This window comes from Bacteroides sp. An322, assembly GCF_002161765.1.
In the GTDB taxonomy this organism is placed as follows: Bacteria; Bacteroidota; Bacteroidia; order Bacteroidales; family Bacteroidaceae; genus Phocaeicola; species Phocaeicola merdavium.
Map to the genome: position 1 here is coordinate 69,831 of NZ_NFIN01000005.1, position 15,460 is coordinate 85,290.

Consider the following 15,460-nt stretch of genomic DNA (forward strand, 5'->3'; position numbering starts at 1 on the left):
CCCGAAAACATCATCCGCTCTATTCACGGGCGCATTCGGGCAGGCATATTGGCTAATGCGAATACCCGTTTAATATTTAAAATAAAAGAGCCGTACCTAATAGAGCTAATTTCTATTGCGCGTTTCCACATATTTGCATCGGCGCGCGGAGCTATATGCATTGGGTTGCGCAAGCATTTCCGAGGGACGGTGCAAGCATATTCCTCCGTAACGCCGTAACGCTTGTTTTGCCGGTTATCTATTAACAGATTTTTGCACCCACTCGTTTCAAATCCATTGCCGTATGGAAGAGATGATGTACCTTTGCGCCGTTAAAGAATAAAATTAGGAAGACGATGAAAGAGGCTTTGCTTAAACTTCACCTCTCGGTGCTGATAGCGGGAGGAACGGGCGTGTTCGGGCGGTTGATTACGCTGGGCGAGGGATTGTTAGTGTGGTACAGGCTGCTGCTTGCCACGCTGATGTTTTACGCGGTGTTGTTCGTATTGAACAAAATCAGGAAGGTGCAGCGGACGGACGTGGTGAAAATCGCGTCGACGGGAGTGCTGTTGGCGATGCACTGGCTGTTCTTTTACGGGAGCATCAAGGCATCGAACGTGTCTATCGGCGTGGTGTGCCTTTCGCTGATGAGCTTCTTCACCGCCTTGTTCGACCCGCTCATCAACCGCCGCCGGATTTCGATGGGGGAAATCTTGTTCAGCCTTATCGGGGTGGCGGGCATCGTGCTCATCTTCCACTTCGACACCCGCTACCGTACAGGCATCCTGATGGGCGTCCTTTCGTCGGCATTGGCTTCGCTCTTCACCATCTGCAACAAGCGCGTGGCTTCGGATTATCCGTCGGGCACGGTGCTGCTTTACGAGATGGGAGGCGGTTTCGTGGGGTTAAGCTTATTGTTGCCTTTCTACCTGCATTTCTTCCCTGTAGAGACACTTGTGCCTTCGGCTTCTGATTGGGCGAGCCTGCTGGTGCTTGCTTCGCTGTGTACCGTATGCCTTTACATCTTGCAGATACAGGTGCTGAAGAAGGTCTCCGCCTTTACGTTCAACCTGACTTACAACCTGGAGCCTATCTACAGCATCATCTTGGCAATGATTATTTTCGGCGAGGCGAAAGACCTGAACTTCAGTTTCTATACGGGATTAGGGCTGATCTTCTTGTCGGTAGCTTTGCAGACTTACCGGATTATAGGGGAAATGAAGAAATAAGATTGGGCTAAGGTGAGGGTGTGCTAAATGAACGTTGATTTTTATTTCGGCACACCCTCAGTTTCAGCTTCTATTTTGCTTTTTTTATATTCGATTCTTCCAATCCGTAATGTTTGCGTTTATCTTCTTGCTTCAATATACCGGCAATGAGGATAGCGCACAGACCGAAAATAGCGAAGACAATCATGGGAACGGTATAGTCATATCCGACAATAGCTCCGGCGGCATTGTATTGCGTAGAGAAACGGTCGATGACAAAGCCGATGAGTGCAGGCACCATCGCCAGGCCGATGTTCTGGATATAGAAGACAATGGCGTATGCCGAGCCGAGTTGTTTCATCGGGATAATCTTAGGCACAGAGGGCCACAGGGCACTGGGCACCAATGAGAAGGCAATGCCTAACACAATCATCACGATAACGGCAAACCACCAATAGTTCATGATAGGCAGGGCGAAAAGCACGTGTACGGTGGTCAGCATGACCGAACCGATAATCATCAAAGTGGCGCCGCGTCCGATGCGGTCGTATAGTGTTCCGAATACAGGAGTAAGCAGGATTGTTCCGAAAGGCAAGAGGGCAGGGATAAGTCCGGCAAACGATTCGGGCACTTCGTATTTGTAAATCATTAGTTTGGTGGCGAATTTCAGGAAGGGGAATACTCCGGCATAGAACATCAGGCAAAGCAGGGTGATAAGCCAGAAGCCTTTGTTGCAAAGGATAAGTTTCAGGTCAGACAATTTGAAACCCTCTTCGGGGTCTTCGCCGGCTTCTGCACGGGCGGCAGATACAGCCGCATCTTCCTTGCGGTCCATGACGCAATATACCAAATAAGAAGCAAAGCCGATACACAAAGCTATGGCTCCGATAAGCACCGAACCGGAAACGTCGCCCATCATCCGCGCTACAGGCAGGCTGACCGCAAGGGCAAGAGCCGTTCCGATACGTGCCATAGCCACTTGAAGCCCCATGGCAAGAGCAAGCTCTTTTCCGGCAAACCATTTTACGATGACTTTTGATACGGTAATGCCCGTAATTTCGGCTCCCATGCCGAAGATAGAGAAACCAAGGGCGGCTACGACCACTTGCAGATTCATGCCAAATAGCATCGCATCGCCGAAGTCGGTCTTCAAGGCATACCATTTAATCAATGCGCCGGCAAACATCAGCCCCGATGACATGACTCCCGTAAACCGGACACCCATTTTGTCGAGGATGATTCCTCCGAAGAACAACATTAGCAGAAACACGTTGATGTATCCGTAGGCTCCTGAAAAGAATCCGTATTCGGTACTGCTCCAGCCTTTGCCTGTAGAGACGGTACTGATGGTCTTTTCTTGCGTTTCTTGTTTTCCTTCTACCGTTTCCATGTATTGGTATCGGGCGCCTTCTTCCAGTTTCTGTACGGTAAGGTCGGGCGATGATAAGGAATTAGCTTCGGCAAAAAGCTCGACTTTAGCTACAAGGCTATCGGCGGGCATGGAAGTGTTGTCGGTGAAATAAACTACTTTTCCTTTTGTGGTGAGCAAGTTCTCAAGAGGAGCCATGACATCGGTCAGGAAATAACCGCACATCATGGTGAACGACACGATGATGAGTGCCGTCCAGCGAGCGGCTTTCGAGTCGCTCAGGCGTTTCTGAATTTGTTCTTTCATTGCTTTTTGTTTATGATTGTTTTACTTTTTCGTTAAATTGCGCAACAAAGATACTTCTTTTTGTGGTTTTTTGTTCCATTTATCAAAATAAGTTCTAACTTTGGGGTCATATTAACTTACTAAAACTTAAATCTATGAGAAAGATGAAACTGACGGCGCTTTGCGCTGTATTAGGCGGAAGTCTGCTATGTTCTTCTTGCATTGGTTCATTCGGTGCATGGAACAGTCTGAAAGACTGGAATATGGGTATTGGTCATAAAGCGGTGAATGAAATCGTTTTTATTGCTTTCCATATCATTCCGGTGTATGAAGTGGCTTATTTGGCTGATGTGCTTGTATTGAACTCTATTGAGTTCTGGTCGGGTTCGAATCCGTTGGCGGATGTAGGTACAGAAAAAGTCATCCAAGGAGAAGACGGGGAATATTTGGTACGCATCAATGAAGACGGATACACTATCACCAAAAAAGGTGAAGAAAACCGTCCGCTTGATTTGGTCTATAATACGGAAGACCGTACATGGAATGCTGTAGCCGAAGGGCAAGCTTTCGAACTGATGACCATGAATGAAGACGGAAGCATTACGTATAAAGATCAGAATGGAGAAGAAGTAACGGTAATGCCTGAATTGATTAAGGATGCCGTAGCTGCAAGATAATCTGTGTTTATGAGTATGTGGGGTGTGCCGAAAATGAAAGCTATTTTCATTTTCGGCACACCTTCATAAATTCAGTCTTTGTCTATTTTCAGGATGCTTCCGGTTTCGGGATTGAAGATGACACGTGTATTGATTTTCTTAAACAAATCATCTACCAATACTTCTGTAGAACCAAATTGGGTGATAGGCAATTCGCCTTCGAAACAAGTTTTTCCTTGATAAGAAACCGTTACTTTTCCTTTGCCTGGAATGTTATAGATTGCCCCTTCCAGTTTCTTCTTTTTCTTGTCTTCGGGCATAACAGGGATTGGTGCCAAACTCTTAAGGCTGATATAAATAGGTTCGCCAGCCAAATCATTTGCCGGAAGGACACCTAATAGGTTGGAAAAACGTAATACCACTTTATTTTCAAGACCTTCTTCGGGAGTTATATATGCGGTAAAGACTTTATCTTCACGGTCGGTTATCCCGGCAAAGAGTTGAGTTAAAGCTTTCTCCTGCTTATCCAAGTTATCAATGATTAACTGAAGTGAGGCGCCGTCTTTGGGCATAGTGTCCGCTTGTCCACGCAAAATGAGGTTCTTGCTTTCGCGGATATTGTATATTTCTTTTGCGGTCAATTCCGCCATTTTTGCGGTAGAGCCTGCTATCAATATGTCTTCAGTCATGTATTTGCGTGGATTTTCATGCTTTTGCGGTTTCTCCAGTACATATTCTTCGGCTTTTTCTTCCGGGGCCGAGGTGTTAATGGCTTTAATCAATCCTTCGTTGGTAAGTTCCACGTTTCCCATGGCACTTTTGTCTTTCAGCTTGATAATATAGGCTTTCGTGGAGTCTGGCACTCCGGCTGAGCATACTTCTACCCGTTTGATTTCCCAATAGGTTTCCGGTTCTGAACTTACATTGTTCATCCGGAGATATTGGTTGGCATATTGGCATAAATCTCCCGGTTTGTAAGAAATGCGTGTTGCAATAATATTTACTTTTAGCATGGTCTTCGGAAGAAAATAGACAATGCCTTCTCCTTCTCCCGGCATATATGCACTGATATCTTGTGCGGCAACAGGTGCCGTACATGCCAGCATGCTTAATGCGAAAACGGTTTTGTTCATATTGGTGTGTTTTTTATTTGATTTCAGAAAGGACTTTCCATGCTTCGGGCAAGGCATCGATGATATCGCTTGCGGTAAGGCTGATTTCTCCCATACGCCTGCATGCGATATCTCCGGCAAGCCCGTGTACATAAATTCCCAGCCGTGCCGCATTTTCAGGTTGATAACCTTGTGCCAGCAGGGCAAGGATAATGCCGGTCAATACATCTCCGCTTCCGCCTGTAGCCATACCCGGATTACCCGTAGGATTGAAATAGAATTTGCCTTGAGGCGTGATGACAACGGTATACGCTCCTTTTACCACCATATAGCATTGGAGGTAGGCGGCTAGTTCTTTAGCCTTGGTCAAACGCTCGAAACTATTATTGCATTTGCCGATGATGCGTTCCAACTCACCGATATGCGGGGTAAGGATGCTTCCTTTGGGCAAACGGTTCAGATAGTTGCGGTGTGAACTTAAAATATTGATAGCATCCGCATCCAACACAGCGGGGATATAGCAATCTGCAAGCTGGTCTAACGTGGCAAGGGCGGTTTCTTCTTCCTGCCCGATGCCGGGACCGATAGCAATGGCTTGATAGTTATCCAAATCCACCGGTTCTGCAAAATAAAGTTCATGCACATCATTTTGTACTATGGCTTCGGGTACAGCCGTCTGTAAGATATCGTGGTTGCATACCGGAACATGTACCGTAAGAAGCCCTGTTCCAGAGCGTAAACAGGCACGAGCGGCGAGAACGGATGCTCCAGCCATACCGTTTGACCCGGCTATCAGAAGGGCGTGTCCGAAGTTGTTTTTATAGGCGAAACGCTTACGGGGTTTGATTAATTGGCTTACGTCTTGTGCTTCTGTTATAATATAAGGTGTATCCGCTTGTCTGATAAATTCCGGGCTAATGCCAATATCCAGCAATTTCCATTCGCCCACGATGTCTTCGTTTTCAGGGAAAAGGAAGGCGAGTTTCGGAAGTTGTATGCTCAGGGTCAGGTCGGCGTGGATAATGTTCTGGCGGGAGTTGTTCGAATTATCTTCGCCCATCAGTCCCGAAGGAATGTCGATAGAGACAACTTGTGCACTGGACGCATTGATGTATTGCACCACTGATGCAAATCCTCCGCTCAAGGGTTTGTTCAGCCCGGAGCCGAAAAGCCCGTCTATGACTACATCTTCTTCGAAGAGTTTGGGAGGGTCGAAACTATTGCTGATTTCGTGGTAAGCGGTGAATCCGCATTCTTGCAAGCGTTTGATGTTCGTCATGCAATCTTCCGAGATTGTCCCTTTGATGTTGAACAAGTAGACTTCTACGTTGTAATTCTTAGTGAATAACATACGTGCTACGGCTACGGCATCTCCACCGTTATTTCCCGCTCCAGCAAATACCACGATGCGGTGCGATTGGTCCCAGCGTTTGCAGATTTCATTAGCAATAAGCGAAGCCGCTTTTTCCATCAAATTGATGGAGAGTATGTTGTTATTGGCGATAGTATAAGCATCCGCCTCTTTCTGTTGTGTACAAGTAAGTATTTTCATCTTTCGTATCTTAAAAGCTATTTGCGGGTAAAAGTACAAAAAAAGTACAGAAGTTTGAGGGAAAATTCGTATTTTTGTCCCAATTTTATAAAGTAACGTCAGTATGGATATAATTCAGATCAAAGACAAGCGGTTTAAAACCTTCATTTCCGAAGCCGATATATTGAAAGAAGTAGAGCGTGTGGCAAGCGAAATCAACCGGGATTTGGCTGATGCCAATCCGCTTTTTATCAGTGTGTTAAACGGCTCTTTCATGTTTACAGCCGATCTGATGAAGCGTCTCACGATGCCTTGTGAAATCTCGTTCGTGAAGCTGGCTTCTTACGAAGGGACGTCTTCCACCGGAAAAGTGAAAGAATTGGTGGGGCTGAACGAGGACATTACGGGACGTACGGTGGTAATCGTGGAAGACATCGTAGACACGGGCTTGACGATGCAACGCTTGCTGGAAACGCTTCGGGCGCGGAATCCGAAGGAAATCCGGATAGCTACTTTATTGGTGAAGCCCGATAAGTTGAAGGTGGACTTGGATATTCCTTACGTGGCGATGCGTATCCCGAACGATTTCATTGTAGGTTACGGGCTGGATTATGAAGGGTTCGGGCGTAACTATCGGGATATTTATTCGGTGGTGGAATAATCTATTTATATTGTATCATTAATAATTTAAGGTAAACAAGATGTTGAATATCGTAATTTTTGGTGCTCCGGGTTCAGGTAAAGGGACTCAGAGCGCACGTATCGTAGAAAAATATGGGTTGAATCACATTTCTACAGGGGATGTGTTGCGTGCCGAAATCAAGAACGGAACGGAGTTAGGTAAAACGGCTAATGCATATATAAGCAACGGCCAACTCATACCGGATGCTTTGATGATTGATATACTTGCAAGTGTGTTCGATAGCTTCAAGGATAGCAAAGGCGTTATCTTTGACGGTTTCCCCCGCACGATTGCACAGGCCGAGGCTCTGAAGAAGATGTTGGAAGAGCGCGGACAGGAAGTGTCTATCATGCTGGATTTGGAAGTGCCCGAAGATGAATTGATGGTTCGCTTGATTAAGCGTGGACAAGAAACCGGACGTGCCGATGATAACGAAGAAACCATCAAGAAACGCCTCGTGGTTTATCATTCGCAGACCGCTCCGTTGATTGACTGGTATAAGAACGACGGAAAGTATTGCCACATCAACGGCTTGGGTACGATGGATGGCATCTTTGCCGATATTTGCAAGGCGGTAGACGCTATTTGATTAAATTAAAAGTTGAAAATTGAGAATTGAAAAGGAAGAGTTTCTGGTTTTTAATTCTCAATTTTCAATTCTCAATTTCATAAAAACATTATGGCTGAATCGAATTTTGTTGATTATGTGAAGATATATTGCCGCTCCGGCAAGGGAGGACGTGGGTCTGCACACTTGCGGAGGGAGAAATACATGCCCAACGGCGGTCCTGATGGAGGAGACGGCGGAAGAGGAGGTCATGTTATCTTGCGGGGAAACCGTAATTATTGGACGTTGCTCCACTTGAAATACGAGCGTCATGTGTTTGCGGAAAGCGGAGGAAACGGCTCGAAGAGCCGGAGCTTCGGGAAGGACGGTGCCGATAAGGTGATTGAAGTGCCGTGCGGAACGGTGGCATACAATGCTGAAACGGGTGAATATGTGTGCGACATTACCGAACACGGGCAGGAAGTCATCCTTCTGAAAGGAGGGCGCGGAGGATTGGGCAACTGGCATTTCCGTACCGCTACCCGTCAGGCTCCCCGTTTTGCCCAGCCGGGCGAACCGATGCAGGAGATGATGGTGATATTGGAACTGAAGTTGCTTGCCGATGTCGGTCTGGTAGGATTCCCCAATGCGGGCAAGTCTACCTTGCTTTCCACTATTTCCGCGGCTCGTCCGAAGATTGCCGATTATCCTTTTACGACGCTTGAGCCTAATTTGGGCATCGTGCCTTATCGTGACGGGAAGTCATTCGTCATGGCGGATATTCCGGGCATCATCGAAGGTGCGAGCGAAGGGAAAGGGCTTGGTTTGCGCTTCTTGCGCCACATCGAGCGTAACTCCTTGTTATTATTCATGGTGCCGGGCGATGCCGATGACATCCGTCATGAATATGATGTGTTATTGAATGAACTGGCGAAGTTCAATCCCGAAATGCTCGATAAGCAACGGATATTGGCTATTACGAAGTGTGATATGCTGGACGAGGAACTGATTGAGATGCTGGAGCCTACGCTTCCCGAAAATGTGCCTCATGTGTTCATCTCTTCCATTACAGGCATGGGCATTCAGGAACTGAAGGATATTCTATGGACGGAATTGAATAAGGACAGCAATCAGTTGGAAGGCTTGCGCCAGGCTTCTATCGTGCATCGGGCTAAGGATGTCAATAAGTTGCAACAGGAGTTGAAGGATATGGGTGAAGACGAAGACTTCGAGTACGAATACGAGGAAGACGATGATGATTTCGAATATGAGTACGAGGAAGAAGATTGGGACGATGAACCTGAGAAATGATGAACGGATTGACTAACGATAAAAGAATGTTGAAATACGGTTTGACGGAATTGTATTCCAACATTTTTTGTTTTTCCACGACCCGTCATGGCGGGTATAGCGCAGGAGCATACGCTACGTTTAATTGCAACGGATATTGCGGGGATGCGCCTGATGCCGTAAGGAAAAACCGTGAGTTGCTTGGCTCTCTATTTCCTGCACAAGGCGAATTAATCATCCCGCATCAGGTGCACGGGACGGAAGTGCGCGTGATTGATGAGGCTTTCTTGCAAAAGAGCGAAGCGGAAAGAGCGGATTTGTTGGAAGGTGTGGATGCTTTGGTGAGCAATCTTCCTAAGGAATGCTTGTGTATCTCAACCGCCGATTGCATTCCGGTATTGTGTTATGATGTCCGTCATCAAGCGGTAGCGGCTATCCATGCCGGTTGGAGAGGAACAGTTGCACGCATCGTCAGCAGGACTTTGGAAAAGATGCGGCAAGTGTATGGAACGGAAGGCAAAGACGTGTATGCCTGCATCGGCCCGGGCATTTCGCAAGAGGCTTTCGAGGTAGGCGATGAAGTGTACGAAGCATTCCGGCAAGCCGGTTTCGATATGGAACGTATAGCAGTCCGTAAAGAAAAATGGCACATCGACCTATGGGAAGCCAACCGGATGCAACTCTTGGATTTCGGTATAGAGCCGTCGCATATTGAGTTGAGCGGCATCTGTACGTATAAGAATAACGAAGATTTTTTCTCCGCACGAAGGCAAGGAACCGCTTCGGGGCGTGTGCTTTCGGGGATAATGATAGTATAAAGTATTAAGTTTATGAAAATAGAAGTATCCGAAGAACTGCACCGTGCTTGGCCCGGATTCCGGGGAGCGGCGGTATTTGCTACGGTAAGGAATACGGCGTATAATGCCGAATTGTGGAAACGCATCGAAGCGTTTACGGCTCTCTATCGGGAGAAGTACACCCTCGATTCTATCAAGGAAATGCCTGCCATACAGGCCACCCGTCAGGCTTATAAGAAGTGCGGGAAAGACCCCAGCCGTTACCGTCCTTCTTCGGAAGCTTTGTGCCGGCGCATCTTGCGGGGCATTCCTTTGTATCAGATTGATACGTTGGTCGATTTGATAAACTTGGCTTCCATTTATAGCGGAAATTCGATAGGCGGTTTCGACCGGGATAAGATTCAGGGCGACCGGTTGGTGTTGGGCATCGGGAAAGCCGGAGAACCATACGAAGGCATCGGGCGCGGAGAGTTGAATATTGAAGGGATGCCGGTCTATCGGGACGCAATCGGGGGCATCGGTACTCCCACCAGCGATAACGAACGGACCAAAATGAGTATTGACACTACTCATGTGTTGGCGATAATGAATGCATACGGTGGAAGTGAAGGCTTGGCGGATTCGGTAAACTATATGGTAGAACTGATGAAAGAGTTTGCGGAAGCGCACGATATAGAGATTATTTATTTTGAATAAAAGGCGAGAGAAGTATGGATATAGAGAAAATCATGACGGAAGGAATCGTATTCAAAGGTTCCGGTTCGGGAAAAAAGAAAGACGAGAAGGTAAAGACCAAGGCTAAAAAGAAAACCTATATCACCGGTGCGCACGGTTCGGGTTCGGCAAAAATGAAAGCAGAGTACCGCCGTAAGCGTGCCAATCGGCATAAAAACGGGTAACGGGATGCTTAAATCTATTAAAAAGGAAAAGAAACTTTGTCGAAACGTAGCGATTTCTGTGCAATATCACCGATTTTTGTTTTGCATACCGATTAAAAACCTTATATTTGTTCTATGCAAAACAATCTAAAATGATAAGCGTATGAAAAAGTTATTTCTGTTAGCGGTATGTATGTTGTCGATGCTTACGGTGTCGGCACAGATGAGGCCGACGATGATGTTCGAAGTGGGCATCGGCATGAGTGGCTGGACGGGAGATGCGGCAAAAGGTTCGAATGCCATTTTTAATCCGCGTGTAGGTGTTACAGCTGATGTCCCCTTGAACGAATGGTTCTCTTTCCAGCCCGGGCTGAGCTGGGTCTCGAAAGGTGCGAAGATGGATGTGCCTGCTCAAATTACTCAGTTGGTAGATTGTGATGATATGACTATTAATCAGAACTACTTCCAAGTTCCATTGATGGCAGCATTTCATATGCGTGCTACTGATAATTTTGATCTTGTATTTACTGCTGGTCCGTACATTGCTGTGGGTGTGAATGGAAAAACCGAAATTAAGATAGATGATGTTACTGCGTCTTGGAAAACATTTAAAGATGCAAAAGTGATGAATTATGAATTGGACGGCTTCCGCCGCTTCGATGCCGGCATCGGAGTCGGTGTTGCGCTCGATTTCCCACACTGGATAGTAGGCGTGGATGCCGATTTCGGTTTGTGTAAGGTTTGTAAGGATGGTCCACGTAACTATGACCTCTTCTTCAGCGCAGGCTTCAAGTTTTGATAATTTTATATGGAAACGAGGATGAATAATAAGGAACAACATCCTCGTTTTTCTTTCTGTATGTTGTCGTTCCCAATTAAATTCGTATTTTTGTGAAAATTAAAAACGATAGGATATGAAGAATAATCTCATTCGTTTCGATTGGGCGATGAAACGCTTGCTTCGAGATAAGAGTAATTATGTGGTATTAGAAGGTTTTCTCTCCACGCTGTTGGGAGAAGACTTGCGTATAGTCCGGTTTTTGGAAAGCGAATCGAACCAATCGGATGCAAACGATAAGTTCAATCGTGCCGATATGCTGGTAGAAGATAATCGGGGTAGATTGCTTATCATTGAAGTACAGAATAATCATGAATTGGATTATTTTCATCGGATGCTCTATGGTGTATCGAAAACTATTTCGGAGTATATCAATTTAGGCGATGATTATGATAAAGTAAAGAAAATCTATTCTATTAATATCGTTTATTTTGAGTTGGGGCAAGGAAAAGATTATGTTTATCACGGTAAAACCATTTTCCGGGGATTGCATGATACCAACGATATTTTACAACTTTCGATTCGTCAACGGGAGATATTTGTCGGGAAAGATGCCGGTGATATTTTTCCTGAATATTACGTGCTTCGAGTGAACGATTTTGATAAAGTTGCAAAAACGCCTCTTGATGAGTGGATAAAATTCTTGAAAACGGGAGAAATAGATGGGACTGCAACCGCTAAAGGTTTGCCCGAAGCAAGAGAACGTCTGCGTGTAGATGCTTTGCCGGATGCGGATAAGCGGGCATACGTCCGTGATATGGAAGCTTTGCGCTATCAACGCAGTGTCATTAAAACAGGTTGGTATGAAGGGCGTGCTGAAGGTTTAGTAGAAGGACGTGCAGAAGGACGTGCAGAAGGCCTTGCTGAAGGAGAAGCGAAGGGAAGAGCTGAAGCACAAGCGGAAAGTGCAAAAGAAATGGAACGGAAGATGAAAGATATGGCTAAGAAGATGAAAGATGCAGGCATGTCCACGGAAACCATCGCTCACTTTACGCAACTGGCACCGGAGGAAATAGCAGAATTATAAATCAAGGAATAATACCATAAAGACATGGCAAAGAAAAAAGCAAGCGGAGGGAAGAAAGCTGCTTCTAAAGTATCTTATCATTACAAGCCCGATAACTTGACATTGGAGCAATGGCAAATCGCCTTGCGCCGTCAGGCGGCTGAAAAAGAGACGTTTGGCATTAGGGAAATGAATGCGAAAGAATATCCGGGTTATTACATTGTAAACAATCCGGTGTCACAAAATGTATATCGGGTGGTCTATCGGGGAGCGTTCAGTGCTTGGAACTATTGCTCGTGTATGGACTTCAAGACAAGCCAGTTAGGTACGTGCAAGCACATCGAGGCGGTAAAGCTTTGGTTAGAGAAACATCATAAAAGGGTTTGCACGGATATCCCGGCTTATACTTCGGTTTATTTGTCTTACCGGAGGGGACGGAAAATACGTTTGCGTATCGGTACGGACAATGCTGAAGAATTCCGCAAGTTAGCTGCCCCTTATTTTACTCCCGAAGGAGTTATGCGTCCCGAAGCCTTAGATTATATAACCGATTTTTTCCGTGATGCCATACGTCTTAACGATACATTCCGCTGGTATGATGACGCAATGGATTTTATCTTAGAGCAACGCGACAAGCGTAAGCGGGAACAGTTCCTTTCCGAAAGCAATGCGGACATCCTGATTGACTCTTTGCTTAAAGTCCGTCTGTTCCCTTATCAGAAAGAAGGCGTTCGTTTTGCTTACCGTGCTGGAAAATCTATTATTGCCGATGAAATGGGCTTGGGGAAAACCATCCAAGCTATAGGGACGGCTGAATTGATGCGTAAGCAAGGCATCGTGTCAACGGCATTGATTCTTTGTCCTACTTCATTAAAATATCAATGGAAGAAAGAAATAGAGCGGTTTACCGATACGCAAGCCGTTGTAGTGGAAGGTAATCATCTGAAACGGAAAGAACTTTATAAGGCAGAACCGTTCTATAAAATCGCTTCCTACAATAGTGTTGCCAACGATATCGCTATCTTGCACGAGCTACAGACCGACTTTCTTATTATGGACGAAGTGCAACGCCTCAAGAATTGGAACACCAAGATAGCCAAGGCTGCCCGCCATATCAAAGCCGAATATGCCGTAGTACTTTCCGGAACTCCGTTAGAGAACAAGCTGGAAGAACTTTACTCCGTAGTGCAATTTGTCGACCAGTATTGCTTAGGTCCTTATTATAAGTTCATTGCCGATACGGTGATAAAGTCGGATACAGGAAAGGTTATGGGTTATAAAGGATTGAATGCGGTAGGCGAAAAGCTGCACGACATTCTGATTCGCCGCCGGAAGAAAGACGTAGCTCTTCAGTTGCCCCAGCGGATGGATAAAGTGTTATTCGTCCCCATGACCGAACAACAACAAGCTATGCATGATGAACTCCAAAGCAATGTAGCCCAGTTGGTTTATAAGTGGAACCGTCAGCGCTTTTTGAGTGAGAAAGACCGGAAACGCTTGCTCTTGTCGTTGAGCCAAATGCGTATGGTATGTGATAGCACGTATATCTTAGACCAGAAAAACCGAAACGACACCAAGATAGACGAAACGATGAATATCCTGAATCAGGTTTTCGAAAATGGAGACGAGAAGGTGGTGATATTCAGCCAGTGGGAACGCATGACGCGGTTAGTGGCTGCCGAATTGGATAAGTTAGGCGTACGCTATGAATACCTGCATGGCGGTGTGCCCTCCGAAAAGCGGAAAAACCTGATGGAGAACTTTACCGAACTCCCTGAAAGCCGTGTTTTCATCTCTACCGATGCCGGAAGCACAGGACTGAATTTGCAAGTGGCTTCTATTCTTATTAACTTAGATTTGCCGTGGAATCCTGCCGTACTGGAGCAACGAATCGCCCGCATCTATCGCATCGGTCAGCAACGGAATATACAAATCATCAATTTGGTGGCTCCTTCTTCCATCGAAGAGCGGATGCTCTCTACGCTCAATTTCAAGACTTCGCTCTTCGAAGGCATCTTAGACAATGGCGAAGACAGCATCTTCTTAGACGATAGCAAGCTGGATAAGATGATGGAAAGCATTTCGGCTATCGTGACCGAACCTGAGGATAAAGAAAAGGGAGAGGGAAGAGAAGTGGTACACATTGAGGATAAAGAAGAACCAGCTGAAACCTTTGCACCGGCAGAAGCTTCGGATGAAGATACAGAGCCCTCCGAAGACACGGAAGCCGCCCGCTTAATCCGCCAAGGCGTATCGTTCTTTAGCGGACTGGTTCAGACGCTCCGCTCGCCCGAAGGCATCCGCAGCTTGGCGGACAGCTTGATAGAAGAAGATAAGGAAACCGGAAAAGCGACGTTGCGGATTCCTGTCCCCGACAAAGAAAGCGTAATCGGTTTCCTGAGTCTGGCAGGAAAACTCTTGTCAGGATTTGAAGAGAAAAAATAGTAACGTATGGAATTGTAGAGGCAAGGGTTGCCTGCCTCTATCAACTAATTGAGTGTTAAAAATCGAAGAACGGTTCGGGTTTCTTGAAATCTTTTTTGCTGATAGGCAAGTAATGGAGCTCGTCGTCTCCCGTTTCTACTACGATGCAGAGCGAATCGTTCCATTCCTGCAAGTTGGCGAGTCCGGAGATGTCGCACGACAAAGTGCCGCCTTCATAGCGGTATTTTTCCCAGCCTTCCGGAACACGTGGGCGATAGCAAAGCTCCAGACGCAGCGTGTCCGGGCTTTGGCGGGCAGGGTCGTACACCAAGTCTATGGGAACGGACGCATATTCGTAATGCGTGTAAGAGTCGTGGGTAATCGTTGCGAGCGTGTAGAAGTCGAAGTAACCGTCTCCCGCTCCGTAAGAATCTGATAAATCAAAGTTCTTGTCTACGCTGCAACTGTCCGGATGCGTGATGCCCCGTTTGTCCGCTTCCGCTTTACTGATGGGGTGGATGATTCTATTGGCTGTTTCGATTTCCACACTTGCGTTGTCAATGATAGTGAAACCGGGGGTGCGGTCGCTAAAGAACCGGTTTTCTTCTTTGAACGAAAGACCGTAGTAAGCCCGTTCGTATTTGTCCAGTCCTTTGCCGTAGCAGATAGCGACTTCGTTTCCTCCGTACGAGAAAAGGTAATAGCCGTCTTCGTCATTGCCCACGATGGTACCTTTGGTCATAAATCCGAGATATCCTCCGTTGTCGATGGTCAGGTCGTGGCAGGATGCCAGTCCGAAAGCACAAACGCAAAGTGTCCATACATAGATGCTGAAAGAAAATCTGTTTGTTTTCATCT

15 protein-coding genes are annotated in these 15,460 nt (G+C 46.3%); 11 read left to right on the plus strand and 4 right to left on the minus strand.

All coding sequences use genetic code 11. The features are described from left to right. Positions 1-335: 335 nt before the first annotated feature. Positions 336-1,208, plus strand: coding sequence for an EamA family transporter (locus B5F91_RS04215; RefSeq protein WP_087427865.1), 873 nt, complete (start codon positions 336-338; stop codon positions 1,206-1,208). 70 nt (positions 1,209-1,278) lie between these two features. Here B5F91_RS04215 and B5F91_RS04220 read toward each other — a convergent pair whose 3' ends face one another. After that, on the minus strand, positions 1,279-2,862 hold the full coding sequence (locus B5F91_RS04220) for an MFS transporter (protein ID WP_087427866.1): 1,584 nt from the start codon (positions 2,860-2,862) through the stop codon (positions 1,279-1,281). A gap of 134 nt (positions 2,863-2,996) precedes the next feature. On the opposite strand from B5F91_RS04220, the gene B5F91_RS04225 reads away from it, so the two are divergent. Next, the gene (locus B5F91_RS04225) at positions 2,997-3,518 is read left to right on the plus strand and encodes a DUF3332 domain-containing protein (RefSeq protein WP_087427867.1); all 522 of its coding nucleotides are present in this window, start codon (positions 2,997-2,999) and stop codon (positions 3,516-3,518) included. Positions 3,519-3,589: 71 nt separating this feature from the next. Here the strand turns inward: B5F91_RS04225 and B5F91_RS04230 are convergent, their stop codons facing one another. Beyond that, entirely contained in the window at positions 3,590-4,630 is a 1,041-nt protein-coding gene (locus B5F91_RS04230; protein WP_087427868.1) for a DUF4831 family protein, read from the minus strand. Positions 4,631-4,643: 13 nt separating this feature from the next. Continuing rightward, positions 4,644-6,161 (minus strand): NAD(P)H-hydrate dehydratase, encoded by a 1,518-nt coding sequence (locus B5F91_RS04235; protein WP_087427869.1) that lies wholly within the window; start codon positions 6,159-6,161, stop codon positions 4,644-4,646. Between the two features lie 103 nt (positions 6,162-6,264). Between B5F91_RS04235 and hpt the strand changes: the two genes are divergently transcribed. From hpt to B5F91_RS04280, 9 genes are all read left to right on the plus strand, one after another. Next, complete coding sequence (gene hpt, locus B5F91_RS04240) at positions 6,265-6,801, plus strand: hypoxanthine phosphoribosyltransferase (RefSeq protein WP_087427870.1); 537 nt, start codon at positions 6,265-6,267, stop codon at positions 6,799-6,801. Positions 6,802-6,841: 40 nt separating this feature from the next. Further along, positions 6,842-7,411: an adenylate kinase gene (locus B5F91_RS04245; RefSeq protein ID WP_087427871.1), complete on the plus strand. Its 570-nt coding sequence runs from the start codon at positions 6,842-6,844 to the stop codon at positions 7,409-7,411. Positions 7,412-7,501: 90 nt separating this feature from the next. Then, complete coding sequence (gene obgE, locus B5F91_RS04250) at positions 7,502-8,680, plus strand: GTPase ObgE (protein WP_087427872.1); 1,179 nt, start codon at positions 7,502-7,504, stop codon at positions 8,678-8,680. Beyond that, entirely contained in the window at positions 8,680-9,477 is a 798-nt protein-coding gene (pgeF, locus tag B5F91_RS04255; protein WP_087427944.1) for a peptidoglycan editing factor PgeF, read from the plus strand. The genes obgE and pgeF overlap by 1 nt, the downstream gene beginning before the upstream one ends. Positions 9,478-9,489: 12 nt before the next feature. Continuing rightward, positions 9,490-10,152 carry a phenylalanine--tRNA ligase beta subunit-related protein gene (locus B5F91_RS04260; protein WP_087427873.1) on the plus strand — a complete coding sequence of 221 codons (663 nt, stop codon included), beginning with the start codon at positions 9,490-9,492 and terminating at the stop codon, positions 10,150-10,152. Between the two features lie 14 nt (positions 10,153-10,166). Then, positions 10,167-10,355 carry a hypothetical protein gene (locus B5F91_RS04265; protein WP_087427874.1) on the plus strand — a complete coding sequence of 63 codons (189 nt, stop codon included), beginning with the start codon at positions 10,167-10,169 and terminating at the stop codon, positions 10,353-10,355. Positions 10,356-10,497: 142 nt separating this feature from the next. Then, positions 10,498-11,133, plus strand: a complete 636-nt coding sequence (locus B5F91_RS04270) for a porin family protein (protein ID WP_087427875.1) — start codon at positions 10,498-10,500, stop codon at positions 11,131-11,133. A 115-nt stretch (positions 11,134-11,248) separates the two neighbouring features. Beyond that, complete coding sequence (locus tag B5F91_RS04275; RefSeq protein ID WP_087427876.1) at positions 11,249-12,199, plus strand: Rpn family recombination-promoting nuclease/putative transposase; 951 nt, start codon at positions 11,249-11,251, stop codon at positions 12,197-12,199. Between the two features lie 24 nt (positions 12,200-12,223). Beyond that, positions 12,224-14,623, plus strand: coding sequence for a DEAD/DEAH box helicase (locus tag B5F91_RS04280; RefSeq protein ID WP_087427877.1), 2,400 nt, complete (start codon positions 12,224-12,226; stop codon positions 14,621-14,623). Between the two features lie 55 nt (positions 14,624-14,678). Here the strand turns inward: B5F91_RS04280 and B5F91_RS04285 are convergent, their stop codons facing one another. Next, complete coding sequence (locus B5F91_RS04285) at positions 14,679-15,458, minus strand: hypothetical protein (protein ID WP_087427878.1); 780 nt, start codon at positions 15,456-15,458, stop codon at positions 14,679-14,681. Positions 15,459-15,460: the final 2 nt, after the last annotated feature.

Excerpts from the sequence above, each read along its gene's own strand:
- B5F91_RS04225 (WP_087427867.1), top strand. The coding sequence starts at position 2,997 with ATGAGAAAGATGAAACTGACGGCGCTTTGCGCTGTATTAGGCGGAAGT.
- B5F91_RS04260 (WP_087427873.1), top strand. The coding sequence starts at position 9,490 with ATGAAAATAGAAGTATCCGAAGAACTGCACCGTGCTTGGCCCGGATTC.
- B5F91_RS04270 (WP_087427875.1), top strand. The coding sequence starts at position 10,498 with ATGAAAAAGTTATTTCTGTTAGCGGTATGTATGTTGTCGATGCTTACG.
- B5F91_RS04280 (WP_087427877.1), top strand. The coding sequence starts at position 12,224 with ATGGCAAAGAAAAAAGCAAGCGGAGGGAAGAAAGCTGCTTCTAAAGTA.
- B5F91_RS04285 (WP_087427878.1), bottom strand. The coding sequence starts at position 15,458 with ATGAAAACAAACAGATTTTCTTTCAGCATCTATGTATGGACACTTTGC.
- obgE (WP_087427872.1), top strand. The coding sequence starts at position 7,502 with ATGGCTGAATCGAATTTTGTTGATTATGTGAAGATATATTGCCGCTCC.
- B5F91_RS04220 (WP_087427866.1), bottom strand. The coding sequence starts at position 2,862 with ATGAAAGAACAAATTCAGAAACGCCTGAGCGACTCGAAAGCCGCTCGC.
- B5F91_RS04215 (WP_087427865.1), top strand. The coding sequence starts at position 336 with ATGAAAGAGGCTTTGCTTAAACTTCACCTCTCGGTGCTGATAGCGGGA.
- B5F91_RS04275 (WP_087427876.1), top strand. The coding sequence starts at position 11,249 with ATGAAGAATAATCTCATTCGTTTCGATTGGGCGATGAAACGCTTGCTT.
- B5F91_RS04235 (WP_087427869.1), bottom strand. The coding sequence starts at position 6,161 with ATGAAAATACTTACTTGTACACAACAGAAAGAGGCGGATGCTTATACT.
- B5F91_RS04265 (WP_087427874.1), top strand. The coding sequence starts at position 10,167 with ATGGATATAGAGAAAATCATGACGGAAGGAATCGTATTCAAAGGTTCC.
- hpt (WP_087427870.1), top strand. The coding sequence starts at position 6,265 with ATGGATATAATTCAGATCAAAGACAAGCGGTTTAAAACCTTCATTTCC.
- B5F91_RS04230 (WP_087427868.1), bottom strand. The coding sequence starts at position 4,630 with ATGAACAAAACCGTTTTCGCATTAAGCATGCTGGCATGTACGGCACCT.
- B5F91_RS04245 (WP_087427871.1), top strand. The coding sequence starts at position 6,842 with ATGTTGAATATCGTAATTTTTGGTGCTCCGGGTTCAGGTAAAGGGACT.
- pgeF (WP_087427944.1), top strand. The coding sequence starts at position 8,680 with ATGAACGGATTGACTAACGATAAAAGAATGTTGAAATACGGTTTGACG.